The organism is Deltaproteobacteria bacterium (assembly GCA_019308925.1).
GTDB lineage: Bacteria > Desulfobacterota > B13-G15 > B13-G15 > RBG-16-54-18 > JAFDHG01.
Genome location: JAFDHG010000012.1, coordinates 16,812 through 40,828, shown reverse-complemented (window position 1 = coordinate 40,828; position 24,017 = coordinate 16,812). Strand labels below are relative to the sequence as shown.

General features: G+C 53.1%; 21 protein-coding genes and 1 pseudogene. 3 read left to right on the top strand and 19 right to left on the bottom strand.

Going from position 1 to position 24,017, the window contains the following annotated elements; translation table 11 throughout:
* Nucleotides 1-374: 374 nt before the first annotated feature.
* From hemE to hemG, 3 genes are read left to right on the top strand one after another with little or no spacing between them, the layout of a single operon-like run.
* On the top strand, nucleotides 375-1,406 hold the full coding sequence (hemE, locus tag JRI46_03275; GenBank protein ID MBW2038603.1) for a uroporphyrinogen decarboxylase: 1,032 nt from the start codon (nucleotides 375-377) through the stop codon (nucleotides 1,404-1,406).
* Nucleotides 1,407-2,336 (top strand): ferrochelatase, encoded by a 930-nt coding sequence (gene hemH / locus JRI46_03270; GenBank protein MBW2038602.1) that lies wholly within the window; start codon nucleotides 1,407-1,409, stop codon nucleotides 2,334-2,336.
* The gene (gene hemG, locus JRI46_03265) at nucleotides 2,333-3,766 is read left to right on the top strand and encodes a protoporphyrinogen oxidase (GenBank protein ID MBW2038601.1); all 1,434 of its coding nucleotides are present in this window, start codon (nucleotides 2,333-2,335) and stop codon (nucleotides 3,764-3,766) included. The genes hemH and hemG overlap by 4 nt, the downstream gene beginning before the upstream one ends.
* Before the next feature lie 223 nt (nucleotides 3,767-3,989).
* Here hemG and JRI46_03260 read toward each other — a convergent pair whose 3' ends face one another.
* The 19 genes and pseudogenes from JRI46_03260 to nuoL all read right to left on the bottom strand — a co-directional run bounded on the left by JRI46_03260 (nucleotide 3,990) and on the right by nuoL (nucleotide 23,942).
* Complete coding sequence (locus JRI46_03260; protein MBW2038600.1) at nucleotides 3,990-4,325, bottom strand: hypothetical protein; 336 nt, start codon at nucleotides 4,323-4,325, stop codon at nucleotides 3,990-3,992.
* 171 nt (nucleotides 4,326-4,496) lie between these two features.
* The gene (locus tag JRI46_03255; GenBank protein ID MBW2038599.1) at nucleotides 4,497-4,652 is read right to left on the bottom strand and encodes a hypothetical protein; all 156 of its coding nucleotides are present in this window, start codon (nucleotides 4,650-4,652) and stop codon (nucleotides 4,497-4,499) included.
* 74 nt (nucleotides 4,653-4,726) lie between these two features.
* Nucleotides 4,727-5,734: pseudogene (locus JRI46_03250) on the bottom strand (transposase).
* 82 nt (nucleotides 5,735-5,816) lie between these two features.
* The gene (nuoF, locus tag JRI46_03245; GenBank protein ID MBW2038598.1) at nucleotides 5,817-7,427 is read right to left on the bottom strand and encodes an NADH-quinone oxidoreductase subunit NuoF; all 1,611 of its coding nucleotides are present in this window, start codon (nucleotides 7,425-7,427) and stop codon (nucleotides 5,817-5,819) included.
* Between the two features lie 16 nt (nucleotides 7,428-7,443).
* The gene (nuoE, locus tag JRI46_03240; GenBank protein ID MBW2038597.1) at nucleotides 7,444-7,899 is read right to left on the bottom strand and encodes an NADH-quinone oxidoreductase subunit NuoE; all 456 of its coding nucleotides are present in this window, start codon (nucleotides 7,897-7,899) and stop codon (nucleotides 7,444-7,446) included.
* A gap of 12 nt (nucleotides 7,900-7,911) precedes the next feature.
* Nucleotides 7,912-10,611: a formate dehydrogenase subunit alpha gene (gene fdhF, locus JRI46_03235; protein MBW2038596.1), complete on the bottom strand. Its 2,700-nt coding sequence runs from the start codon at nucleotides 10,609-10,611 to the stop codon at nucleotides 7,912-7,914.
* Nucleotides 10,612-10,626: 15 nt separating this feature from the next.
* Nucleotides 10,627-13,671 (bottom strand): NADH-quinone oxidoreductase subunit NuoF, encoded by a 3,045-nt coding sequence (gene nuoF, locus JRI46_03230; protein ID MBW2038595.1) that lies wholly within the window; start codon nucleotides 13,669-13,671, stop codon nucleotides 10,627-10,629.
* Nucleotides 13,672-13,695: 24 nt separating this feature from the next.
* Nucleotides 13,696-14,061 (bottom strand): (2Fe-2S) ferredoxin domain-containing protein, encoded by a 366-nt coding sequence (locus tag JRI46_03225; GenBank protein MBW2038594.1) that lies wholly within the window; start codon nucleotides 14,059-14,061, stop codon nucleotides 13,696-13,698.
* A 40-nt stretch (nucleotides 14,062-14,101) separates the two neighbouring features.
* Nucleotides 14,102-14,581 (bottom strand): NADH-quinone oxidoreductase subunit NuoE, encoded by a 480-nt coding sequence (gene nuoE, locus JRI46_03220; GenBank protein MBW2038593.1) that lies wholly within the window; start codon nucleotides 14,579-14,581, stop codon nucleotides 14,102-14,104.
* 60 nt (nucleotides 14,582-14,641) lie between these two features.
* Nucleotides 14,642-15,001: a (2Fe-2S) ferredoxin domain-containing protein gene (locus tag JRI46_03215; GenBank protein MBW2038592.1), complete on the bottom strand. Its 360-nt coding sequence runs from the start codon at nucleotides 14,999-15,001 to the stop codon at nucleotides 14,642-14,644.
* Nucleotides 14,991-15,560 carry an ATP-binding protein gene (locus JRI46_03210; protein MBW2038591.1) on the bottom strand — a complete coding sequence of 190 codons (570 nt, stop codon included), beginning with the start codon at nucleotides 15,558-15,560 and terminating at the stop codon, nucleotides 14,991-14,993. Before JRI46_03210 ends, JRI46_03215 begins: the two co-directional genes overlap by 11 nt.
* A gap of 3 nt (nucleotides 15,561-15,563) precedes the next feature.
* Entirely contained in the window at nucleotides 15,564-16,298 is a 735-nt protein-coding gene (locus tag JRI46_03205; protein MBW2038590.1) for a PHP domain-containing protein, read from the bottom strand.
* Entirely contained in the window at nucleotides 16,298-16,642 is a 345-nt protein-coding gene (locus JRI46_03200) for a serine kinase (GenBank protein MBW2038589.1), read from the bottom strand. Before JRI46_03200 ends, JRI46_03205 begins: the two co-directional genes overlap by 1 nt.
* A gap of 2 nt (nucleotides 16,643-16,644) precedes the next feature.
* Nucleotides 16,645-17,985 carry a 4Fe-4S binding protein gene (locus JRI46_03195; GenBank protein MBW2038588.1) on the bottom strand — a complete coding sequence of 447 codons (1,341 nt, stop codon included), beginning with the start codon at nucleotides 17,983-17,985 and terminating at the stop codon, nucleotides 16,645-16,647.
* Nucleotides 17,982-18,416 (bottom strand): anti-sigma regulatory factor, encoded by a 435-nt coding sequence (locus JRI46_03190; GenBank protein ID MBW2038587.1) that lies wholly within the window; start codon nucleotides 18,414-18,416, stop codon nucleotides 17,982-17,984. Before JRI46_03190 ends, JRI46_03195 begins: the two co-directional genes overlap by 4 nt.
* Before the next feature lie 25 nt (nucleotides 18,417-18,441).
* A complete protein-coding gene (locus JRI46_03185) occupies nucleotides 18,442-18,798 on the bottom strand; it encodes a hypothetical protein (GenBank protein MBW2038586.1) in 357 nt (118 codons plus the stop codon).
* Between the two features lie 107 nt (nucleotides 18,799-18,905).
* The gene (locus tag JRI46_03180) at nucleotides 18,906-20,372 is read right to left on the bottom strand and encodes an NADH-quinone oxidoreductase subunit N (GenBank protein MBW2038585.1); all 1,467 of its coding nucleotides are present in this window, start codon (nucleotides 20,370-20,372) and stop codon (nucleotides 18,906-18,908) included.
* A gap of 7 nt (nucleotides 20,373-20,379) precedes the next feature.
* Nucleotides 20,380-21,966 (bottom strand): NADH-quinone oxidoreductase subunit M, encoded by a 1,587-nt coding sequence (locus JRI46_03175; GenBank protein ID MBW2038584.1) that lies wholly within the window; start codon nucleotides 21,964-21,966, stop codon nucleotides 20,380-20,382.
* Nucleotides 21,963-23,942: an NADH-quinone oxidoreductase subunit L gene (nuoL, locus tag JRI46_03170; protein ID MBW2038583.1), complete on the bottom strand. Its 1,980-nt coding sequence runs from the start codon at nucleotides 23,940-23,942 to the stop codon at nucleotides 21,963-21,965. Before nuoL ends, JRI46_03175 begins: the two co-directional genes overlap by 4 nt.
* Nucleotides 23,943-24,017: the final 75 nt, after the last annotated feature.

Below are 24,017 nucleotides of genomic sequence, written 5' to 3'. Positions count from 1 at the left end.
TTTCGGGCAATAAAAAGGCCCCTTTTATGGGGTAGTTTAGCAAATGGATTTTGTAGGTTTAATCCTGATTTCTCTAAAATTATTTGTCCAATGTCATGGGTTGACTCCAAATTCTCCCCAGGGTAAGCAGGTTAGCCTCAAGGGTGGCAAAAAGCAAGACCTGACCCCTTGATCTTTCTCGCCACAAAACCATTTATAATTTAAAACATGCAGATGTCAATCATCAAAACCAAAAGGTCCAAGGCTATCACAAGAATTTAAAAAAGAGACCTCTCAGATTGGGCTTCCTGAACCATCTCTTCTGGAGAGGAAGTTCTCCTTGACAGGGATGGCAAAAAACAACATTATGATGATCGAAAATCGAGGGTAAGACTGTGAAGGATACCTCTGTCTTTCTTAGGGCCTGCCGCAGGGAGCAAACAGAATACACCCCGGTATGGCTGATGCGCCAGGCAGGCCGTTTCCTGAAGGAATACCGGTCTCTGCGACGGCGTTTCCCCTTTCTCACCCTGTGCAAGACACCCGAGCTGGCAGCTCAGGTAACCCTCCTACCTGTAGAGCAACTAAAGGTGGATGCCGCCATCATCTTCGCCGATATCCTCCTGCCTTTGGAGCCGATGGGGATCGATCTTGAATTCACCAGAGGAGAGGGGCCAGTGATCCATAACCCCCCCCGCAGTCGCCCTGAGGTGGAGGGACTCAGGGTCATCGAGGCCGAGGAGGAACTCCTCTTTGTTGTAGAGGCGATAAGAATGGTCTGCCAAGAGCTCAAAGGGGAAATCCCCTTGATCGGTTTCTCCGGGGGCCCCTTCACCCTAGCTAGCTACATCATAGAGGGAGGAGGCACCCGGGACTTCGTCCGGACCAAGTCCATGATGTATCAGGACCCTCCTTGCTGGCACCTCCTGATGGGAAAGCTCAGCGAGGTGGTCATCTCCTACCTCAACGCCCAGGCCCATGCAGGGGTACAGGCGGTGCAGCTCTTCGATAGCTGGGCTGGAGCCCTATCCCCCAGGGACTATGAGGAGTTCGTCCTCCCCCACAACCGAAGGGTCTTTCAGGGATTGACCCCTGAGGTCCCAACCATCCACTTCGCCACCGGGGCATCGGGCATTCTCGAGTTGGTGAAGGAGGCTGGAGGAGATGTCATCGGCATCGACTGGCGCATCGACCTAGACGAGGCCTGGAGGAGACTGGGCTACAAGGTGGGGATACAGGGAAACTTGGATCCAGCGGCCCTTCTTGGTCCTTCGGAGAGGATCGAGATATGCGTAAAGGAGATCTTGGATGCGGCCGGAGAAAGGCCTGGACACATCTTCAACCTGGGGCATGGGGTCTTACCCCAGACACCGCAGAAGAATGTGATAGCCATGGTGGAGGCGGTACACCGCCTCAGCAGGAGATAGATGAAAGAAGAGGGCGCCCTTTCCCGCACAGCAGTCTTGCTGCTGGCCTTTGGTGGTCCCCGCTCATTGGATGAAGTGGGGTGGTTTTTGGAGAGGCTCTTGGGGAAGAGACCTTCGCCGGCACAAATCGAAGGGCTTAAAAGACGCTACCGATCCATTGGCAATGCCTCACCCCTGCCCGAGATGACCCTTCGCCAAGCCAGGACCTTGAAAGAGAGATTAAAAAAAGGGGGGCAACCCCTGCGCGTCTACGTGGGGATGCGCTACGGGCACCCACTGATCGCTGAGACCCTGGAGGAGATCAACAAAGAAAAGGCCTCTCGGATCATCCTCTTGAGCCTCTCCCCCTATTGTTCCCCCTTCACCTCAGAGGGTTATTATGAAGAGGTGAAGAAGGTTGTCGCCCTTTGGAAGGAAAGGATGAATTTTATTCAGGTCGATGACTGGTATGCCCACCCCTGCCTTTGCGCGGCCTGGGCCAAGAGGATTGACAAGACCTTAAAGGAGATATCCGAGAGGGGAAAAGAGGTACCCGTAATCTTCACCGCCCACAGCCTACCCCTGGATGCCGCTTCCTGCACACCCTATGTAGGACAATTAGAGGAAACGATAAAAGGGATTATCGAGACCACCGGCCCCCTGCGTTGGCAGCTGGCCTTTCAGAGCCGGGCAAGAGGAGGGGAATGGTTGGGACCTGAGCCGGAAACCATCCTGGAAGAACTCTCCCAAAAGGGATATAAGAAGGCCTTGATCGTCCCCGTGGGATTTATCTGCGACCACCTGGAGACCCTCTACGATCTGGACATCTACCTGAAAGCATGGGCGAATGAACGGGGTTTAGAGATTATCAGGGTCCCCTGCCTGAACGACTCGCCGGAGTTGATCGAGACCCTCGCACATCTGGTGAAAGGGGCACTGGAAAGGGGATGAAGCGGGTCGCTATCATCGGTGCCGGCATCGCCGGCCTCAGCACGGCCTATTATCTTTACAAGCTCTCCCGCCAAGGGGGGAGGCCGTTGGAAATTATCCTCCTCGAAAAAGAGGGGCGGCTGGGTGGCTCCATCCTTACCGAGAGAGCAGAAGGTTTCCTCATGGAGGGAGGACCTGACTGCTTCCTCTCGGAAAAACCATGGGCCCTGCAACTATGTCGAGAATTAGGCCTGGAGGGGGAGCTGGTCGGCACCAACCAGGAGGCCAGCCGGACCTTCATCCTCTGGCAAGGAAGACTACATGAGCTGCCCGAGGGCTTCATGTTGCTGGTCCCCACCAGTCTTTGGCCCTTTGTAAAGAGTCCTCTCTTCAGTCTACCAGGTAAGCTGCGCATGGGCCTGGATCTGATCCTCCCTCGGAAAAGAACGGATGAGGAAGAAAGCCTGGCCGCCTTTGTCCGCCGCCGGCTGGGAAGGGAGGCCATGGAGCGGATCGCTGAACCCCTGGTTGCAGGCATCCACGCCGGAGATCCAGAGGCCATGAACCTGCAGAGCACCTTTCCCCGCTTTATTGACCTTGAAAGGGAGCATCGCAGCCTCATCTGGGGGATGTATCGGAGAAAGAAGAGATTTCTCTCGCATTTTAATTCCTCCTATACCATGTTCGTTACTCTAAAAGAGGGAATGGAACAGATGGTCTCGGCCTTGGGGAAGGCCCTCCCCCCAAGGTCCATCTTCTTGGAGCGGGAGGTGGTGGAGGTGGAAAAAGTTATTGGGGAACCAGCGGGCAGACCGCGATACCATCTGCGGATAAGGGGGGAGGAAAGGGGTCTGGAGGTGGACGCCTTAGTCCTGGCGGCACCGGCCTTTGTAACGGCGGGGCTCCTGCAAGGGGTCAACGACGATATAGTAAATCAACTCCTCACCATCCCCTATTGCTCCACGGCCACCATCAATCTTGCCTATCGGCGCCCGCAGATAGGCCATCCCCTCGACGGATATGGGTTCGTAGTACCCCGCTTAGAGGGGCTCAAGATCATGGCCGCAACATTTAGCTCCGTAAAGTTCCCCCAGAGGGCCCCAAAGGGGATGGTCCTGCTGCGCTGTTTTGTGGGTGGGGCGAAGAACGAAGAATTGGTATCTTGGGGGGATGAAGAGTTGCTCGCAGCGGTGAGAAATGACATCGACGAGATCCTAAAGATAGAGGGCGCTCCTTTCCTTGTGCGAATCTTTCGCTGGGCAAGGGCAATGCCCCAGTACACCCTGGGACATGAGGAAAGGCTCTCCCTCATCCAGAGAGGTCTATCGAGACATCCGGGCCTCTTTCTGACCGGGAGCGCTTATAGGGGTATCGGGATTAGCGACTGCGTCCATCAAGCCGAACTAACCGCCCAAAAGGCCCTGCAGTTTGTTAAAAACAAGGGGCTATAGTTTCTGATTATTTCATACATAAATAGACAAAATAGGAAATCGGCAAGAACCTTTATATCAGGATAGCTCCTAAGAAAGGGCTTAAGAAAGGGGACATCCATGAAATTATGCAATCCTAATTTTTGAATTTAAGAAATATTATATTTTTATGAACGTTCCTTAAAGCTCCCTTATAGGATGGGTTTGAAATACTTTATCCACCCTGATTACCTTTCCTCTATACTCAGGATTTTGGCCTCTCTTCCTCTCTTTGATCCCTGAATTCATCCCTTTTAGCAACTTCCGTTATTAAGGTTTGTAACCTACCATTAAGTATAATTAACTGGGAGACAAGATCTTTAATTGCAATTGGAAACCTACTATTAATTGTGCCCAATTGGGAGACAAGATCGTTGACTGCACACGCTGCCTTTCCTTTCGGGCGACCCGATCGAGCCTGCCTCCACCATGTACACTTTTCTCTTTTACAATCAACCATATCTGCCCCTTGCGACATTAAGGGACAATATCCGATGATTTCTACTTTTTTCCACTGCTCCTCGTCAATGCTATCGTCCATGATAAACCTCCCTTTCTTCTTTTAAATTTGAAGACTTATGACGTCTTTATAGATTTTTCTATCACTTCCTTTATTCCAAGATCCTTTAATCTTTCCCGAAGTCTTTTAAAAGCTAAATCGCCAAATTGTTAATTTTTGGCAAATTCAGGGGAGGGGAGAAGGGATGTCCCCTTAAAGCTCCTCCATCTCTTGCCAGAAGTCTTCGTGCTTGATGCCACCCTCCTCTCGAATTTGTCGCTTGGCAGCTTGCAGAATGCTTTGGAATTTGGGGGAATAGGCCAAAACCATACGTTCTATCTCACCTTCATCCTCAAGCGAAACCAACACAGCAACTGGTTTTCCATTTCGGGGAACAAAAGGAGGGGAACAAAAGGAGGGACGTCCATTTGTAAATAGGTAATTCATTCTAACAATCGGTAGTTTCTCTCTCTGACTATTTTTTCCCCTCTGTTTACTGCATAGACAATCCCTGGCTGGCTCATCTCGAACCGCTTCGCCAAAGAAGTCCCACTGATCCCTAATTCTCGAACCGCCCAGTAAAGGAGCAGACTCCTCGCCTCTGCTCGCTTCTTCTGACGCCCCTTTAAGTAAAGTTCTTCCTTATCAATCCCGTATATCGCAGCAACTCTCTGCTCAACCCATTCAAGATCATATCCCAAGCGCCTTAATTCATACTGACGAGTGTACTTTTCATCGGCCTGAGCCAGAACTTGCGTAACAAAATCGCTCTCACCCAGTATCCGCTAATCACTTTTGAGTCGATTATGCCCCCTCAAGCGCACCTTTTTGACTTCGTCCCACCCACCAAGGCTCCGAATCAAACCACCTCCGACCAACTCCGGCCTCCTGCCTTGCGCTATCCCTTGTTCCATATAACCAATATACCGCTTCCTCGCTTCACCTCTCTTACTGCCAAAATAAGATAACACATATTCTGTATCCTGCCACCCCTGTTCTCTATTACCCAGCAGCACACTGTGACCACAGTAAGGATATCTGTTAAGCCCAGAGATATCAGAGACGACCTTCGCCCTTAAGGGATTTAGATGGATATAACGAACCAATTCCTTGAGATAGATATCTTCTTGGCAGATAATGGATTTGTATCGGTTTTGGAAAAGCTGACCGTGCCTCTTGTACCTTCGGTTAAAACTCACTGCATATCCTGTAAGCAGTCTCCTCATGAGAGTCGATAATCCCACCTCTCCTGTCCGAAGGAGAAAATGAGCGTGATTGGACATGAGTGCCCATGCATAACAGCTAGTACTGGTCTTAGACACCAGTTCGCTGAGCCGCTCAAGAAGATTGTCGCGGTCCTTATTATCTCTGAATATCTTCTTACGTTCTATTCCCCGTATAATGACGTGGTGCAATACACCTGGTGCATCCAATCTGGCTGATCGTGGCATAAGACATATAATATTATCAATATAGTAAACTGTCAACTAATTTACAAATGGACGTCCCTCTTTTTCCCCTAAAGAGCATAGCCTATTCCCCCATCCGACACACCCCGGTGGGGCACCTCCCTTCTATTGCATGGGCGAGGTATTCATCGCGAAAAAAGCGCAAGGAGGTGCTGATAGACACCATGGGTGACTGGCCCAAGGCGCACAGCGAGGTCTCGGCCATCACTTGGGCTGTTTCCTCGAGAAGGTCGATGGCCTCCTGGCCGCCCTTGCCCTGAGATATCTTATCCATCAACTCATAGAGGCGGTGGGTCCCCTCTCGGCAGGGGGTACACTGTCCGCACGATTCATGCCTGAAGAATTTGACAAAGGACTTGACCATATCCACCACACAGGTGGTCTCGTCCATGATCAGGAGGGCACCGGACCCTAGCGAGGTCCCTGCCTCTGCCATAGAATCATAGTCCATGGGGACATCGAGGAGCTCTTGGGATACACAACCCCCTGCTGTCCCCCCTGTCTGGGCCAGTTTGAAGCCCTTCCCTTCCCGCATCCCGCCGCCATAGTCGGCGATCACCTCCCTCAAGGTGATCCCCATGGGGACCTCTATGAGGCCAGCGTTGTTGATATGCCCCAACATGGTGTAGACCTTGGTACCTGAACAGCGCTCATTCCCCAAGGACTTAAACCATTCTGGCCCTTTGAGGATGATGGGAGGGACATTGGCCAGGGTCTCCACATTGTTGACCACCGTAGGCTTGCCCCAGAGCCCTACTACACCAGGAAAAGGGGGCCTAAACCTGGGATAACCCCGATGCCCTTCTATGGATTCGATGAGGGCCGTCTCCTCGCCACAGATATAGGCCCCAGCGCCAGTGCGAATCTCGATGTCGAAATCGAAACCTGAATCGAAGACATCCCTACCCAGAAAACCCATCTCTCTGGCCTGTTCAAGGGACTGCATGAGGCGTCGGATGGAAAGGGTATATTCACCCCTGATGTAAATGTAGCCTTTGTGCGCCCCTATGGCATAGGCGGCAATGGTCATCCCCTCAATGATACGATGGGGATCCCCTTCCAGGATGAGGCGGTCTTTAAATGTGCCCGGTTCCCCTTCATCGGCATTGCAGATCATGTATTTCTCTTCTTCTTTTATCGGCAGGGTGAAACTCCATTTCAGGCCGGTGGGGAAGCCCGCCCCACCTCTGCCCCTCAAACCAGATCCCTTTACCACCTCCACCACTTCCTCCGGGGTCATCTCCGTAAGGGCCCTCCCCAAGGCCTCATATCCATCTTGGGCGATGTACTCTTCAACGGAATCAGGGTTAATAACGCCGCAGTTCTTCAGGACTACCCTCTCCGCTGCCTTTCTCCTCCATAGGGTCGCCACCTCTGGTGGTACCTTGGCCTCATAGAGGAGGCCTTTTACCACCCTCCCCTTGAGGAGGTGCTCTTCTGCGATCAGCTCGGCGTCCTTGGGGGTGACGTTTACATAATAGACCCCCTCTGGATATACCACCAAGACGACACCCATCCCTGTGAGGCCCAGGTTCCCGGTATCTATCACCTTGACCTCATCCTGTAATCCCAGTTCCTCTATCCGCCTCTGTAGCTTCCCCTTTACTGTATGGGCCCCCATGAGGACACTCTGGGAATCCATGGTAATAAGGACATGGGCTCGGTAAAAGGCCATCTTCGCCTCCTTCATCTCACCTATACTTTTTCAATATCTCCGGAATCTTATCTCTGGTGAGGTTCCCGTAGACCTCTTCATTTATCATTATAGCGGGGGCCACCCCGCAGACCCCAATACAACTCGTCAACTCTAAGGTAAACCGCCCATCGGGGGTGGTCTCACCGACTCTTACCCCCAATTCATCCTCCACTATCTCGATGATGCTCTCGGCACCCATCAGATGACAAGGGGGACTTTCACAGACCCTGATGATGTTTTTGCCTCTGGGTGCCACCGAGAACATGGTGTAAAAGGTGGCCACCCCATAGGCCTGACTAAAGGAGACGTTCAAACCCTCGGCCAACCTCTTGACCGCTTCCTCAGGGAGATAATTTCCACATAGCCCTTGGAGCTCATGCAGGGCTGGCATCAGCCCGCCTGAGACCCCCCTATACCTTTGGATGATCTCTTCTATGTCCTCTTCCCACATCCCTTCACCCTCCTAGCCCAGTTTTTCCACCTTTACGGCACACACCTTGTACTCGGGGATCTTGCCGATGGGATCAAACGCTGGATTGGTGAGTCGGTTGGCCGCTGCCTCAAAGAAGTGAAAGGGGATAAAGACCGTCCCCTGGGGAGATTTGGGGGTCACCATCACCGGAATCTCGATCTGTCCCCTGCGGGAGGCAACCTGCACTATCTCTCCATCCTCAATTCCCAACTCATAGGCATCTACTGGATGGACCTCCATATAACCTTTGGGATACCGGAAGTTCAGACCCTCATCCCTGCGTGTCATGGTCCCGGTATGAAAGTGATAGAGGACCCGTCCTGTGGTAAGGAGTAAAGGATACTCCTTATCCGGCAGTTCCGCCGGCGGGATAAATTCAATGGAATGAAAGAGCCCCTTACCCCTGACGAACTTGTCCTTATGGAGATAAGGGGTCCCAGGGTGATCAGGGGTGGGACATGGCCATTGGATCCCCCCTTCTTTTTTCAACCTCTTATAGCTTATGCCGGCGTAGCTGGGGGTTACCTGGGCGATCTCAGCAAAGATCTCCTCGGCCGAACGATACCTCATCTCATAGCCCATACGGGTAGCGAGATCGGCGATTATCTCCCAGTCGGCCCGTGCCTCCCCTGGAGGCTGAACCCCCTTGCAAACCCGCTGGACCCTGCGCTCGGTGTTGGTAAAGGTACCATCTTTCTCAGCAAAGGAGGCGGCAGGCAGCACCACATCGGCCAATTGAGCCGTCTCCGTCAGAAAGATGTCTTGGACTACCAGAAAATCGAGGCCTCTCAATCCCTCCTCTACGTGTCTCAGATCGGGGTCGCTCACCATGGGGTTCTCACCCATTATGTAGAGGCCCTTAAGTTCCCCTTTGGCAGCCGCAGTCGTCATCTCCACCAGGGTGAGGCCTGGCTCAGAGGGAAGTCCCTTGACCCCCCAGGCCTCCTCAAATCTCCTGCGGGCCTCCTCAACGGTCACGGCCTGATAAGCGGGAAAAACATTAGGCAAGGCCCCCAAGTCACAGGCCCCCTGCACATTGCTCTGCCCTCTGAGGGGGTTCACACCCCCTCCCTCAATCCCCACATTGCCGCACAGCATGGCCAGATTGGCCAGGGACTTGACGTTGTCAGTGCCGGTGATGTGCTGGGTGATCCCCATGGCGTAAAAGATGGAGGCCCGCTGGGCCTGCGCATAGAGGCAAGCAGCTCGGCGCAGATCATCTTGGGGTACTCCCGTAATCCCCTCCACAAACTCCGGGGTATAGCGCCGCAACACTTCCCTCATCTCCTCGAAGCCCTCAGTCCTATTCGCCACATATTCCTCACCGTAGAGTGCCTCCTCGATGATGATGTGCATCATTCCATTGAGCAAGGCGACGTCTGTACCAGGGGTATGGCGGAGCCAGATGTGGGCAAAGCGGGCCATCTCAATCGCACGTGGATCAGCCACAATCAACTTGGCCCCCAGCTTGGTGATCGCCTGTTTCATCTTGATGGCTACCACAGGGTGGTTCTCCGTGGTGTTGCTCCCGATAAGGAACAATACATCGCTCTTGTAGATGTCCACTAGAGAATTGGTCATAGCACCACTGCCAAAGGCGGCGGCAAGACCTGCCACCGTAACCGAGTGTCAAAGCCGTGCGCAGTGGTCGACGTTATTGGTCCCGATCACCGCCCTCATAAACTTCTGCATCAGGTAGTTTTCCTCATTGGTGCAGCGGGCTGAGCTGAGGGCAGCAATGCTATCCGGACCATGCTTGGTCCTAATCTGGGCAAACCTATCGGCCACCAGACCTAAGGCCTTATCCCAGGAGGCCTCCCGGAAGCTGCCATCTTCCTTGATCAGGGGTTTGGCCAAACGATCTTCGTGGTGTATGAAGTCGTGGCCAAACCTCCCCTTTACACAGAGGCTCCCCTTGTTCACCACCCCCTCCTCGTTGCCCGTGATCTTGACCACCCTTCCATCGACGATATTGAGGTCTAAGGTGCAACCTGTCCCGCAATAGGCGCAGGTGGTGGGAACACGTTTAATATCCCAGGGCCTGCCGGCAAATCTGGCCTTTCGTTCGGTCAGTGCCCCTACAGGGCAGACCTGCACGCACTCACCGCAAAACACGCAGTTGGACTCCGCATAGTCTCTATCATAAGCGGTGACGATCTTCGTCCTTGCCCCCCTGTAGCCAAAGTCGATCACCCGGTTCACCTGCACCTCATTGCACGCCCGTACACAACGCCCACAGAGGACACACTTATTGAGATCCCTCAAGATCATAGGGTTAGAATCATCAATTGGGTACTCTGGAGGATCAACGGGAAAGCGGGGACTCTCTACCTCTAGCTCATAGGCAAGGTCTTGGAGCTCACACCTCCCGTTAGACTCGCAGGTGAGACAGTCGTGTTTACCACTGGCCAAAAGGAGCTCTACCACCATTTTCCTGGCTGCCAGGACCCTCTCACTGTTCGTGTGGATTACCATTCCATCCCTATCAACAGGGGTGGTGCAGGCAGTCATAAGTGTCCGTGCCCCCTCCACCTCTACCACACATATTCGGCATGCCCCTACCACTGGAAGCCGGGGGTGATAACAAAGCGTAGGGATATGGATGCCGTTGTCCTGGCAGACCTCAAGAATGGTTTTCCCCTTGTCCGTTTTAATTTCCTTACCGTCTATGGTAATTGTTACCTGACTCATCCTTTGGCCCTCCTTTTAATCGATCTCCAGATCACAGCGAAGACAGCGCCTGGCCTCCTCCATCGCCATCCTCTCAGCATATCCCAATTCCACTTCTTGGAAGTTCACCTTCCTCTCTTCCGGTGAGAGCATAGGCATCTTCACCCTTGGCCGCTCCACCACCTCTTCCTCGATCTCAATGGGTATCTCGAATTTGGCCATCTCCTCCCTCCATGGAGGCTCCCCCTTCTTTAACCTGAGATATCTGTCGATCTCCTCCGCGGCCCTGTGCCCAGCTGCGATGGCGTTGACCACATCCCAAGGGCCTGTAACCACATCGCCACCGGCGAAGACCCCTTCCAGGGAAGTCTGATAGCTCTCAGAGTCAATATCTATTCTCCCTCCCGGGGCAATTTGTTCACGAATCCCATCTAAAAAGGAGAGATTCGCCACCTGGCCGATGGCAGCAATCACCGTATCCGCATCCACGGTGAACCCCGACCCCTCTATCGGAACAGGACGTCTCCTGCCGCTTCGGTCAAACTCCCCCAATCCCATATTTTGACACTCCATTGCTGCCACCTTTCCATCTCGGCCCACTATCCTCTTGGGGACCACCAGAAAGCGGACCTGCACCCCTTCCTCGAGGGCCTCCTCGATTTCTTCGTCTGAAGCGGGCATATCCTCCCGCTGCCTCCTATAAAGGATAACTACATCCTCAGCACCAAGACGCACCGATGTCCTGGCAGCGTCAATGGCAGCATTACCGCCACCTACCACAACGACCCTCCCACCCACCGGCAACCTCTCCCCAAGATTGATACCCCGGAGAAACTCCGCACCTCCATATACCCCGTGCAGATCCTCACCTTCCACCCCTAAGCCTAGGCTCACATGGCAACCGACAGCGATGAAGATAGCATCGTAGTTTTTTCTCAAATCATCAAAGGAGATATCCCTCCCCACACGGGTATTCGTCCTTATCGTCACCCCAAGTCTCTCAATCATGTTTATCTCTGCAGCCAGCACATCCTTGGGGAGCCGGTAATCGGGTATTCCCACAGCCATCATACCCCCGGCCACCGGGAGTTCTTCAAAGACCGCCACGTTATACCCTCTTTTTGCCAGATCATGCGCGGCAGTCAACCCCCCCGGCCCAGAACCAATGACCGCCACCTTCTCCTCCCGAGACTCGGATATCAAGGTGACTGTCTGAATCCTCCTCTTGCGCTGAAAGTCCGCAGGGAACCTCTTTAGCTGAGATATGGCAATCGGCTCATCCAACTGCCCTCTACGGCACTTAGATTCACAGTAATGGGTGCACACCCTGCCACATACCCCGGGGAAGGGGTTCTTCTGGCGGATGAGGGCGAGGGCGTCATCAAATCTGCCTGCGGCGATCAGGGCTAAATAGCCGGGGACATCTTGTTCAATGGGACAGGCATGCTGGCATGGGGCCTTGAAGAGGGCGCTGCAGACCACCGCCGGGCACTTTTTGTGCTTAATGTGGGCCTCATATTCATCCCTGAAGTAGCGGATAGTGCTCAATACGGGGTTGGGGGCGGTCTGCCCCAGCCCACAGAGGGCCGAGTCCTTGATCCGCATGCCCAATTCCTCCAATAGCTCTATATCCCCCTCCCTCCCCTTACCCTGGGTGATATCCGTCAGGATCTGCAACATCCTCTTTGTGCCCTCTCGACAGGGGACGCACTTGCCACACGATTCATCCTGGACAAATTCCATGAAGAAACGCGCCACATCCACCATACAGGTATCCTCGTCCATGACGACAAGCCCCCCAGAGCCCATAATGGCACCTAGCTCCTGGAGGGATTCATAGTCCATGGGAACGTTGAGGTGCTCTTTGGGGATGCAGCCACCAGAAGGGCCACCGGATTGGGCCGCCTTGAACCTCTTCCCCTTGGGGATACCACCCCCTATATCATAGACGATCTCACCAAGGGTGATCCCCATGGGCACTTCTACCAGTCCGGTGTTGTTGATGTCACCGGCCAAGGCGAAGATCTTGGTCCCCTTGCTCCTCTCTGTCCCGATAGAGCTATACCACTGGGCCCCCTTCAAGATGATGAGGGGTATATTGGCGTAAGTCTCCACGTTGTTCAAAAGGGTAGGTTTTGCCCAAAGCCCCTGCTGGGCGGGGAAGGGGGGTCTCGGCCTGGGTATCCCCCTCTTACCCTCAATGGATATCATTAGGGCCGTCTCTTCACCACAGACAAAGGCACCGGATCCCTTCCTCAATTCGATATCAAAGGAGAAATCGGTCCCCAAGATCCCCTCCCCTAGGAGCCCCCTCTCCCTGGCCTGCCCTATGGCTATACCCAGCCTCTCAATGGCCAGGGGGTATTCGGCCCGCACATAGATGTACCCCTGCCTTGCCCCGATGCTGTAACTGGCAATGGCCATCCCCTCTAGGACAGAATGGGGGTCCCCCTCGAGGAGGCTCCTATCCATAAAGGCCCCAGGGTCTCCCTCATCGGCGTTGCAGACGACGAATTTCTCTTCGCCCGGGCCTTGGCGGGTAAATTTCCACTTTAACCCGGTGGGAAACCCTGCCCCTCCCCTACCCCTGAGACCTGAGTTCAAAATTTCCTCTATCACCTCCTCTGGAGACATGGAAGTGATGACCTTGGCCAAGGCGCCATAACCCTCCCTTCCGATATACTCCTCAATCACCGTGGGGTTGATTGCCCCACAATTCCTCAGCACATTTTTTTGCTGACGCCGGAAGAAATCTATCTGACGGAAGGAGGGAATCATCTCCCTCGTCTCTGGATGGATAAACAGATGCCGTTTTACCACTCTCCCCTTAAGAAGATGTTGTTCCACGATCTCTGGGATATCTTGAGAAGTAAGCTTTTGATAGAAGACCCCCTCAGGATAGACGATGATGAGCGGTCCCAACTCGCATGAACCAACACAACCTGTTTCAACAACCTTGATCTCCTTTTCCAATCCACACTTGGAGATCTCTTTTATCAAGGCCTCCTCTACCTCCTTCGCCCCTGAAGAAAGGCATGCACCCCCCGCACATATCAGTACATGCGCACGATATAACTCCATGGTAAACCCCTCCTCATCGATATATTATTCTTCCTCCTTAGCCACAACCCATTCTTCAATGATCCTTTCCCCCAAGATATGTTCTACCAAGATGCGGCTTACCTTTTCAGGGGTCATCCTCCCATAGGTGACCTTGGGCTCATTGGGTTTTACAACGGTAACGGCTGGCTCTTCACTCTCCAGGATGAAATCACCGCTTTGCACAACGGTCACACCGGTGATGTTCCGTTTGGACAATTCCAGGGTAAAGGCGGCTATCACCTCCCGAGCACCAGCGGCAATCCCTGTGGTTCCCATATGGACGATGACCTTAATAGACCCCTCACCCTCCCTGAGCTTGGCCGCCCTCTGAGCATCTTCTCGGATCTTCTTGAGATCCTCCAGCGTCATCTTCTTGGCCATGTATCCTCCTTAATCACAAAGGGAAACTTTATTTATATCCTTCCCAGACCTCCTTTAATTTCGTCGGATTCAACCTCTGATGGACCTCTTTGTCTATCATCATTGTAGGTGCAAGGCCACAGGCACCCAGGCAGCGAACCACTTCCAAGGAAAACCTCAGGTCTTCTGTGGTCCCTCCCACCTCCACATCCAGGTCTTTCTGCAATCGCTCCAGAATCTTTTTGCCACCTCTCACATAACAGGCCGTACCCAGGCATACCTTGATGGTATGTCTCCCCCTGGGGACCATGGTAAAAAAGTTGTAAAAGGTCACCACACCAAATACCTCACTGGCAGGGACCCCCAGGCCTTCAGCAATGATCTCCTGGAGCTTCAAGGGGAGATAACCGTAATAGTCTTGGATATCCTGTAAGACGGGGATTAAGGCGCCCTTCTGCCCTTTGTACTTATCTATAATACGGTGAAAGACCTTCAGATCCTGCTTAGAAAATCCCTCCTTATTTCCCATATCCCCCTTCCTCCATTGCTTTAATATCTTTTCATCACAGCGTGTCTCTTCGTCATGGGACTAGCTAGGCTCAAAGACCAGGTGCCCTAAGACTGTACCCCCCAAGAGGTGCTTTTCCACTATCTCCCTAGCATCATCTGGGGTCACCTTTCCATAGATGACCCTCCCTCCTTCATCGATCACCGTCACCATGGGTTCATGTTCACAGTAGCCAGCACAACCTGTCTGAGTCACCTCTACATCAACAATTCCCCTCTTAGATATCTCATCTAGAATGGCTGCCATCACCTCTCTGGCCCCAGCTCCGATGCCACAGGTCCCCATTCCCACTACTACCCTCTTGATCCCCTTCCCCTTCTGCCTGAGCTCCATCTCCCTCTTGGCCCTCTCCTTTATCTCCCTCAACTCCTCAAGCTTCATCTCTGTCCTCCCTCAACCTACAGTTCCTCCTCTCCATCCATTCACCGACCTCCTGGAGGATAAAGGCGATGACATTATGGTCATTCAAGGGGACCCCATCCAGGTTCTCCCTCAATAACCGGGCATCCAATTTAAACTCATCCCCTTCTAACCTATGGTGATAACAGAAATCTATCTGTGGATTAGCGCCTATCAAAATACTCATCGTCTTCGCCATATCCCCCAGGGGCATCCTGTCTATATGACTGTGTTTGAAATAGGCCTTCACCTCAGTCCCTCGGTCCTGACCAGATTTGACCTCCAGATCACCGTCACACTGAAGAGCTGCCTGTTGCAGCAAAGACAGGCCTAATCCCACCCTCCTGGTCTCACGGGAAGTATAAAACGGGTCGGTAACCCTGAGTAAATCTTCCTTCGGAATACCCCGGCCGTTATCCCTTATGGAGATCAGAAGATAGTCCCTCCCTCTATCCTCTTCGATCTCTATCTCTATTAGGTCTGCCCCAGCCACAATAGAGTTCTGAACTATGTCCAAGATATGAAGGGACAACTCCAACATATCCTATCGAAGGGAGACAATCTCCCTCCCTTTTCTGCCTTCAAGGGCCATCTTGAGTTCTGAAAAAGAGACCCCCTCCATGAGGAGATCGGACCTTCTCCCCCCCACCTCGGACAGGAAGTGTGCATCGGAGGAGGTGATAAAACGCAGGCCCTTCAGCTCAGTGAGCTGGTCTGCCCTATGGAGGTCGTGTACCTCAACAGCAACGATATTGAGGTTGGAGGGAATAAACCCCAATTGTCCAATAAGGCCAAAGGAACCCCTATCGACATGGGCGGGGAGGCAATACCCCCCCCATCTCTCCACCTCCTTGAAGACCTGATCAACGGTCATCTGAACGGAATTAAGCAATAATTTCTCCTCAAATCCCAGTATCTCCCCCTCCATGTTGACGATGGGTTGGTCCCCAAAGTAATCGGGGTTGTTCGGTACATCGGGCAAGCCCTCATAGACAATTTCATCCCACTCCCTCAGGGCGTTGAGGTCCTTGAAAAAGGTCAATATATGCACCTCCTCAATGGTCTGCACCTCCATTCCCGGAAAGATCGATACTGGGGATCCTTCTGCCGCCTGTATGACGGCCTCGACATTCTTACCCGAATTATGATCGGTGATGCTTATTATGTCTAATCCCTCCTCCGCAGCCCGTCTCACGATATCCTTGGGGGCCATCTCCAGATCTGCGCAGGGGGAAAGACAGCTATGGATATGGAGATCTGAGGTATAAACCCTCAACATCAACGTTGGCCATATATACCCAAGCGATAGAGTCTGCCCACGACCTCAAAGGTCGGCATGGGAGTACACAGGATAGGGACACCTTCCTCTTCGGCCCGCTGCACGGTCTCCGCATCGGGCTGTCGGCCATTGGCCATGATGATCCCCGCCAGGTCCCGCAGGGTGGCCACTGCCACGATGTTAGGATGACCCTGGATGGTCACCCAGATATCCCCCTCCCTGCTGTTGGCCATGACATCACTGAGCAGGTCGCTGGCATATCCCCCCTTCACTTCTCTGTCGAGCCCCCCTTGGGCGGCCTTTGCAACCAACTGGAGATCATTTACTAAATCTGCAAGCTTCATATCTACCTCTTGGGTATGGAATGGGGCTTCTTTCCCGCCCACTCCATCACCTCTTCGGCCAGATCTTTGGCCCTCTCCCTCCACTTGAAGATACAATCGGTTACCTCCGCCCTCCCCTGCACGACGTCATCGGCTAAAGCTCGGCAATTGGGGGCACCACAGGCCCCGCAGTCCAAACCGGGCAAAGAGGAGTGGATCTCATCCCGCAGCTTCATCTTCTCCACGGCCTTGATGGGGTCAGGGTCCAAGCGGCTGGCAAAGGGCTTTGGTTTCAACCTCTTCTCGAAAAAGTAATACCCTTCCCTGAAACGCCTCACCACCTCTTCCCTTTTTATCTCCGACTCCTTCTCGTTGCCGAGCATCAGCTTCCTTATCCTCCCCCTGGCCACATAGCGATCGGCCACGGTCAAGGCACCACCTATACAACCCTCTGGACAAGACCTCGCCTCAATAAACTCGATGTTGCGCAACTTGCCGTTTTCTATCCCATCCAGGACTTTTATCACGTTCTTGATCCCGTCCACCACAATGCTCTCCTTGTCATCCCGCAGGCACCTTTGGCGCTCCAGCTCCCTGATCTCCCCTCCTTTCATCGCCCATCCTATCCCTACCCCGGTGGCCTTCTGGAGATCCTCCTCTTCCCTCACCTCCCTTAGGACTGCCAACAATTGTCCGTAGATGGCGGAGATGGATATGGTCCCATTTATATAAGACCTCTCCTTTGTTTCCGTTTTGGCAATGGCCACTATCTTTGCCGGACAAGGTGCAATATAAAAGATCCCTATCTCCTCCTCCCTCAACCCCAGCTCCTTCACCTTTTCCTCCCTTGCATATTTGGCCGTAATCTCTGCGGGGAGCTCAATGGGGTTAATATTGTCGACGAAATTGGGAAACTGTATCTGGATCAACCTGATGATGGCTGGGCAGTAGGAGGAGATGATGGGGTAAGGACCACGATATTCCTTGAGATATTCTTGGGTAGCTATACTCGCTATCTCCGCCCCCACCGCCTCCTCACAGACATCGTCAAAACCGAGGGCCTTTAGGGCGCAGAGGACCTTGTTAGGCACTCCCTCTCCAGGGAACTGGGCATATAGTGAGGAAGTAGGAATGACGATGGTATATTTATAACGCTTAAGGTCTTCCAGGCCGTGGGTACTGGCGGTGATGGCATTTTCAGGGCAATCACGAAAACACTTTCCGCAGTAGATGCACTTATTGGTGAGGATCCTGGCCTTGCCCTCATAGATCCTGATGGCCTCGGTACGGCAGGACATCATACAATTTACGCAGCCCTGACATTTGTCCTCATCGATGGTGATGATCCCATAAGATTTTTTCATTCTAATCCTTTATCGGATGTAGGGGATTTAGTGATCATCTCCACTATGGTCCCCTCTCCCGCTGTAGAAACAATGTTCAACGCATCTACGTTCTTCTTGATGTTGGAGAGCCCCATCCCCGCCCCAAAGCCCATCTCCCTGATCTCCGGGGAGGCGGTGGAATAACCCTCCTGCATCGCCAGCTCGATATCCTCTATGCCAGGTCCTTTGTCCTCCACCACAATCTTCAGCTTTTCAGGGCTGATGGTAAAGTATAGAGTCCCTTTCTCCGCATGACAAACTACATTCATCTCCGCCTCATAGGAGGCAATGGCCACCCTTCTTATAAAGTTCGGATCGAAACCCAGTTCCTTCAAGATCCCCTTGACCTTGCTCGAGACCTTCCCCGCATTCCTGAAGTCCCTCCCCTCGATCTCATAATCCCGCTCCAGCACACGCTCTTGCATCGATGCATACTCACCAGATGGTCCCTGAGCTACCAGTCAATCCCCGCATCGCCAGCCTGGCGCATGCCTCATACATAAAGAGTTTTGTGGCCAATAAAGGAATGCCTTTGTTCTTGGCCAATTCTATAGTCTCACGGTCAGGACTCTTTCCATGGACAAAGGCGATGGCCTTGATGTCTGCCATCTCCGCCGTCCAGATCACCTGGGAGTTGATCAAACCCGTAATCAACAGTTCCCCACCAAGGCTTTGGGTCAGGACATCACTCATCAGATCAGCGGCCTCCACCATCTCGATCTCTAGCTGGAGATCAACAGGCTCCCAAAGAAGCTCTGCCTCTAAGATCCCCTTGACCTCCCAAAGTTGCATGAGATTAGACTACCCCAAATATCTCAAGTCTGTCAACGGGGAGAAAACGGAATGATGTTGAGGATGGAGCTATTCTCAGGATAAATACAGGAGTACTGGACATCCTTTCATAATAAGAACTGGATGGACCGTTGGGCCAGGGCCAGAAAGGTAGAGGGTAAGATCCCGATCTGCAACACACCCCATACCGATATAATTACGGCTAAGACAGCAGCTGGTGAAAAGGCCTCTATCGCCACGTCCTTCTCCGGCTCTCGGAAGTACATATATATCAGCACTCTGAGGTAGTAATAGGCAGCGACAGCGCTATTTAAGACCCCGATGACTGCCAGCCAATAGTATTTGGCCTTCACTGCGGCGCTGAACACATAGAATTTGGCCATAAAACCGGCCATGGGGGGTACCCCTGCCAACGAGAGCATGAAGATGGACATAGAGGCTGCCAACAGGGGATGTTTAAAGCCGATCCCCGCATAATCTGTTATAAGGGTGTTCTCCTCCCCCTTCTTCCCCAGCAGGATTATTACCGTAAAGGCCCCTATGTTCATAAAGATATAGGCCAGGAGGTAAAAGAGGATGCTCGATTTGCCCAGCTCGTTTCCAGCCACAAAGGCCACCATGATGTAGCCTGCATGGGCGATACTGGAGTAGGCGAGCATCCTCTTGATATTGGTTTGGGAAAGGGCGATGATGTTCCCCACTATCATAGTGGCCACCGCCAAAAGCCACATAATCTCCGTCCAGTAGGCCTGCAGGTTGGGCAGGGCGTAAAAGAAGACCCTTACAAAGGCGGCGAACCCTGCGGCCTTGACCCCTGTGGCCATAAAGGCAGTGATGGAGGTTGGAGCACCCTCATATACATCAGGGGTCCACATATGAAAGGGGACCAAGGCGATCTTGAAGCCAAATCCTATGATCAGGAGGGCAAGCCCTATAATCACAATGGGGAGGCTGCTGACCCAAGCCCGCTCTGTGAGGATATGGCCTATCCTGCCCAAATCGAGGGTGCCTGTGGAGGCATAGGTAAGGGCGATACCATAGAGGAGAAAGGCCGAGGCAAAGGCCCCCAATAAAAAGTACTTAAAGGCCGCCTCCACCGATCTGGTATCCTCCCGCATGATGCCGGCCAAGACATAGATGGAGATGGACATCACCTCCAGCCCCAAAAAGATGATCAGGAGGTTGACCCCCGAGGCCATCAACATCATCCCCGCGGTGGCGAACAAGACCAGGACATAATATTCACCAAAATCTATCCCCTCCCTCCTGGTGTATTCCAGGGAGGCCAAGACGGTCAAAAAGGCGATGATCAAGAACATGACCTTGAAGAAGAAGGAGAAGGGATCGATCTTTACCATGCCGTTGAAGGCGCTTAAGTCCTTGCCGATCCCCAAAAACAGGGAGAGAAAGGCCGCGGCCACCCCTAGCAGGGCGGTATAACCGAGTAAGCCCCTCTTCTCACCGCGAACAAAGACGCTCAAACCCAAGATCAACAGGGCGAAGATGATCAATACCAACTCCGGGGCGATCACCTTTAGATCTGCTGCTGAAAACTGGATCTTGAAGATCTCCATCTCCCTCTTACTCCTTTACGATCACTAGTTTAACCTTCGAACCTACTGTTTCCTTGATCAGGGATGACCCCCCCTCCCCTGATGCCGTTACAGTGGCCTCATACCTTGCCTTGACGTCATAGAGGAAGTGTTGCACCGAGAGCTCCATCTTCTTTAAGAAAAACTTTGGGAAGACCCCCATCCAGAAGATCATGATGACGATGGGTACCAGGGTCACGATCTCCCTGAGGTTGAGATCCTTGAGGCCTCGATTTTCCGTGTGTTTGATTGCACCGAACATCACCCTTTGAAACATCCAGAGCATATAGGCCGCCCCCAAGATCACACCCGTGGCACCAAAGACCCCATATACGGGATTGGTCTTAAAGGCCCCTAAGAGGATAAGGAACTCACCCACAAAGCCATTGGTCCCCGGGAGGGCGATGGAGGAGAGGGTCACAATCATAAAAAAGGTGGCATAGATCGGCATCACCCTGGAGAGCCCCCCGAAATCGGCGATCAGCCTGGTATGCCTCCTTTCATAGATCATCCCTACAATCAAAAAGAGGGCCCCCGTGCTCACCCCGTGATTGAGCATCTGATAGACGCTCCCCTGCACCCCTTGCACATTAAAGGCGAACATCCCCAGCATGACGAAGCCGAGATGGCTTACACTGGAAAAGGCCACCAGCTTCTTGAGGTCGTCCTGCATCATGGAGACCAGGGCCCCATAGATGATCCCGATGAGGGCCAAGATGGATATGATCGGGATCGCCTTGAAGGCAGCGGCGGGAAAGAGGGGGATGGCAAAGCGGATAAACCCGTAGGTCCCCAGCTTCAGGAGGACACCTGCCAGGATCACGGAGCCTGCGGTGGGGGCCTCCACATGGGCATCAGGCAACCATGTATGAAAGGGGAACATGGGCACCTTGATGGCAAAGGCCAGGGCAAAGGCCGAAAACATTATGCACTGGGCCTTAATGGGAAGGCCCACCTGATAGAGCTTAAGGAGATCAAAGGTATACACGCCTGTGGCCTTCCCGTGGAGGAAGTAGAGGGCGATGATGGCCACCAACATCAATACACTCCCTGCCATGGTATAAAGGAAGAACTTGATGGCGGCGTAAATCCTCCTTGGTCCTCCCCAGACCCCGATGATGAGGTACATGGGGATCAACATGACCTCCCAGAATACATAAAAGAGGATGAGGTCCAAGGCGACAAAGGCCCCTATCATCCCGGTCTCCAAGAAGAGGAAGGATATCATGTATTCCTTTATCCTCTTCTGTACCGCCGTCCAGGAGCTGAGGATACAGAGGACCGTCAGGAAGGTGGTCAGCAGGATCAAAAATAGGCTGATCCCATCGATCCCCATAAAATAGGTGACCCCCCACTCCTTGATCCAAGGGACCCTTTCCACAAACTGCATCCCAGCCACCCCCTCATCGAATGAGATAAAGAGGGAGAGGGAGACGATGAACTCAACCAGCGAGATGATCAGGGCCACCCTCTTGAGGAGTTCCTCCCTGTCATTGGGGATAAACAACAGCAGTATTGCCCCCGCCAGGGGGAGAAAGGTAACCGTTGTCAAGATAGGAAAGCCCAATTGGCTCATAAAAGACTCCTTATCAATAATATGACGACCGCCACCGCACCAAAGATCATACCAAGGGCGTAACCCTGCACACGGCCTGTCTGGATCTTGCGCAGGATCCTCCCCCACCAGAGCATAAGCCCAGCAACCAGATTCACGGTTCGATCTACCACCCCGTCGTCGAACTCCCGCCAGAAGAAGTTGCCTATATTCTTGGAGCTATTGACAAAACAGGCCCCATATATCTCATCCACATAATACTTATTGAAGATGATGGTGTATAACGTCTTAAATCTCTGGGCCAATCTCTTTGGGACATCGGGCTTCAGGATATAAAGATAAAAGGCGATACTGATCCCGATCAAAGCGATGATTACAGAGGCGACCATCAGGATGAGCTCCAAGTTGATGCTGCCTCCCCCCTCCGTCACACCAGCGGCATAGGCGAACTTGACCAAGGAGAAGGAGGCATGCCCAACTCCCTCTGGGTGTCCCCCCAATACAGGGGCGAGAAACTCATGGAAGTAGTTCCTCCCCCCTAGGATATAGGGTATCCCCACATAACCGCCAATCACCGAGAGGATGGCCAGGATGATGAGGGGGACGGTCATAATGGGGGGGGACTCATGGATGTGCTTCTTTACCTCTTCTGAGGCCCGGCACTGCCCGAAAAAGGTGACAAAGGTGAGCCGAAACATATAGAAGGCGGTCATCCCCGCTGCGACGGCCCCCACCAGCCAAAGAAAGAGATGACCGTGGGGGCTGCTGAAGGACTGCCAGAGGATCTCGTCCTTGCTGAAAAACCCCGAAAACCCGGGAATCCCCGCAATGGCCAACGTAGCCATCAAGAAGGTCCAAAAGGTGATGGGGGTCTTCTTCCACAACCCCCCCATGTTCCTCATATCCAATTCCCCGCTCAGGGCGTGCATCACACTCCCTGCCCCCAAAAAGAGGAGCCCCTTAAAGAAGGCATGGGTCATGAGGTGAAAGATCCCCGCGCTAAAGGCCCCCACCCCCACGGCGAGAAACATATAACCGAGCTGGCTGATGGTGGAATAGGCCAGCACCCGCTTGATATCGAACTGCAAAAGGCCCATGGAGGCGGCATAGATGGCTGTGGCAGCGCCGAAGATGGCCACCACCGCCATGGAGACAGGGGCCATGCTGTACAGGACGTGGCAGCGGGCTATCATGTAGACGCCCGAGGTGACCATGGTGGCGGCATGGATCAGGGAGCTGACAGGTGTGGGACCCTCCATGGCATCGGGGAGCCACACATATAGGGGGAGCTGGGCAGATTTGCCGGTGGCCCCTGTGAAGAGCAGGAGGGTAATCAGGGTCACGGTGACAGGATCGAGGATATGGGCCTTGGCAAAGACCTGATTGAACTCCAGAGTACCCAAATGGGTGAAGATCATGAACATCCCTAACAAGAAACCAAAGTCCCCCACCCTATTGACCACAAAGGCCTTCTTGCCCGCATTGGCGGGGGCATCCCTCTCAAACCAAAAGCCGATCAGGAGATAAGAACAAAGCCCTACACCCTCCCATCCGACAAACATCAGCAGGAAGTTGTTGGCCAGGACCAGGGTGAGCATCATAAAGACAAAGAGGTTGAGGAAGGCGAAATACCTGGTGAACCCTGTGTCATCGTGCATGTAGCCCACAGAGTAGATATGGATGAAAAAGCTCACCCCGCTGACCACCATGGCCATGACGATGGAGAGGGGATCGATCTTATAACCTACTACTGCCTTGAGCCCCCCGGAGACTATCCAATCAAAGAGGACCTTGTCGGGCACAGCAGCCCGGGCATCAGGGGGGAGCCTGAGGAGGCTGAAAAAGACCAGGATGGAGAAGAGGAAAGATAGCCCCAGGACAGAACACGCCACCCAACTGACCACCTTCTTGTCAAGGTTATACCACCTCCCTATCAGACCGTTGAACAAAAATCCCATGGCAGGGAATAGAGGTATCAACCATACATATTCGATCATAGGGTGCTCCTTAACGACCTTCAGGTCGTCTCTTCAGGGGGGTTGCGCCCCCCTGAAACCCCAAAAGGTATTCTC

Bases quoted from the DNA above. Each gene is read 5' to 3' on its own strand.
- nuoF (MBW2038595.1), bottom strand. From the start codon at position 13,671: ATGGAGTTATATCGTGCGCATGTACTGATATGTGCGGGGGGTGCATGC.
- nuoF (MBW2038598.1), bottom strand. From the start codon at position 7,427: ATGGCCTTTTACCGAGCCCATGTCCTTATTACCATGGATTCCCAGAGT.
- hemG (MBW2038601.1), top strand. From the start codon at position 2,333: ATGAAGCGGGTCGCTATCATCGGTGCCGGCATCGCCGGCCTCAGCACG.
- JRI46_03185 (MBW2038586.1), bottom strand. From the start codon at position 18,798: ATGCAACTTTGGGAGGTCAAGGGGATCTTAGAGGCAGAGCTTCTTTGG.
- JRI46_03175 (MBW2038584.1), bottom strand. From the start codon at position 21,966: ATGAGCCAATTGGGCTTTCCTATCTTGACAACGGTTACCTTTCTCCCC.
- nuoE (MBW2038597.1), bottom strand. From the start codon at position 7,899: ATGTGGGAAGAGGACATAGAAGAGATCATCCAAAGGTATAGGGGGGTC.
- JRI46_03215 (MBW2038592.1), bottom strand. From the start codon at position 15,001: ATGAAGCTTGAGGAGTTGAGGGAGATAAAGGAGAGGGCCAAGAGGGAG.
- JRI46_03205 (MBW2038590.1), bottom strand. From the start codon at position 16,298: ATGTTGAGGGTTTATACCTCAGATCTCCATATCCATAGCTGTCTTTCC.
- hemH (MBW2038602.1), top strand. From the start codon at position 1,407: ATGAAAGAAGAGGGCGCCCTTTCCCGCACAGCAGTCTTGCTGCTGGCC.
- nuoE (MBW2038593.1), bottom strand. From the start codon at position 14,581: ATGGGAAATAAGGAGGGATTTTCTAAGCAGGATCTGAAGGTCTTTCAC.
- JRI46_03260 (MBW2038600.1), bottom strand. From the start codon at position 4,325: ATGGACGATAGCATTGACGAGGAGCAGTGGAAAAAAGTAGAAATCATC.
- JRI46_03225 (MBW2038594.1), bottom strand. From the start codon at position 14,061: ATGACGCTGGAGGATCTCAAGAAGATCCGAGAAGATGCTCAGAGGGCG.
- JRI46_03195 (MBW2038588.1), bottom strand. From the start codon at position 17,985: ATGAAAAAATCTTATGGGATCATCACCATCGATGAGGACAAATGTCAG.
- JRI46_03210 (MBW2038591.1), bottom strand. From the start codon at position 15,560: ATGTTGGAGTTGTCCCTTCATATCTTGGACATAGTTCAGAACTCTATT.
- JRI46_03180 (MBW2038585.1), bottom strand. From the start codon at position 20,372: ATGGAGATCTTCAAGATCCAGTTTTCAGCAGCAGATCTAAAGGTGATC.
- JRI46_03200 (MBW2038589.1), bottom strand. From the start codon at position 16,642: ATGAAGCTTGCAGATTTAGTAAATGATCTCCAGTTGGTTGCAAAGGCC.
- nuoL (MBW2038583.1), bottom strand. From the start codon at position 23,942: ATGATCGAATATGTATGGTTGATACCTCTATTCCCTGCCATGGGATTT.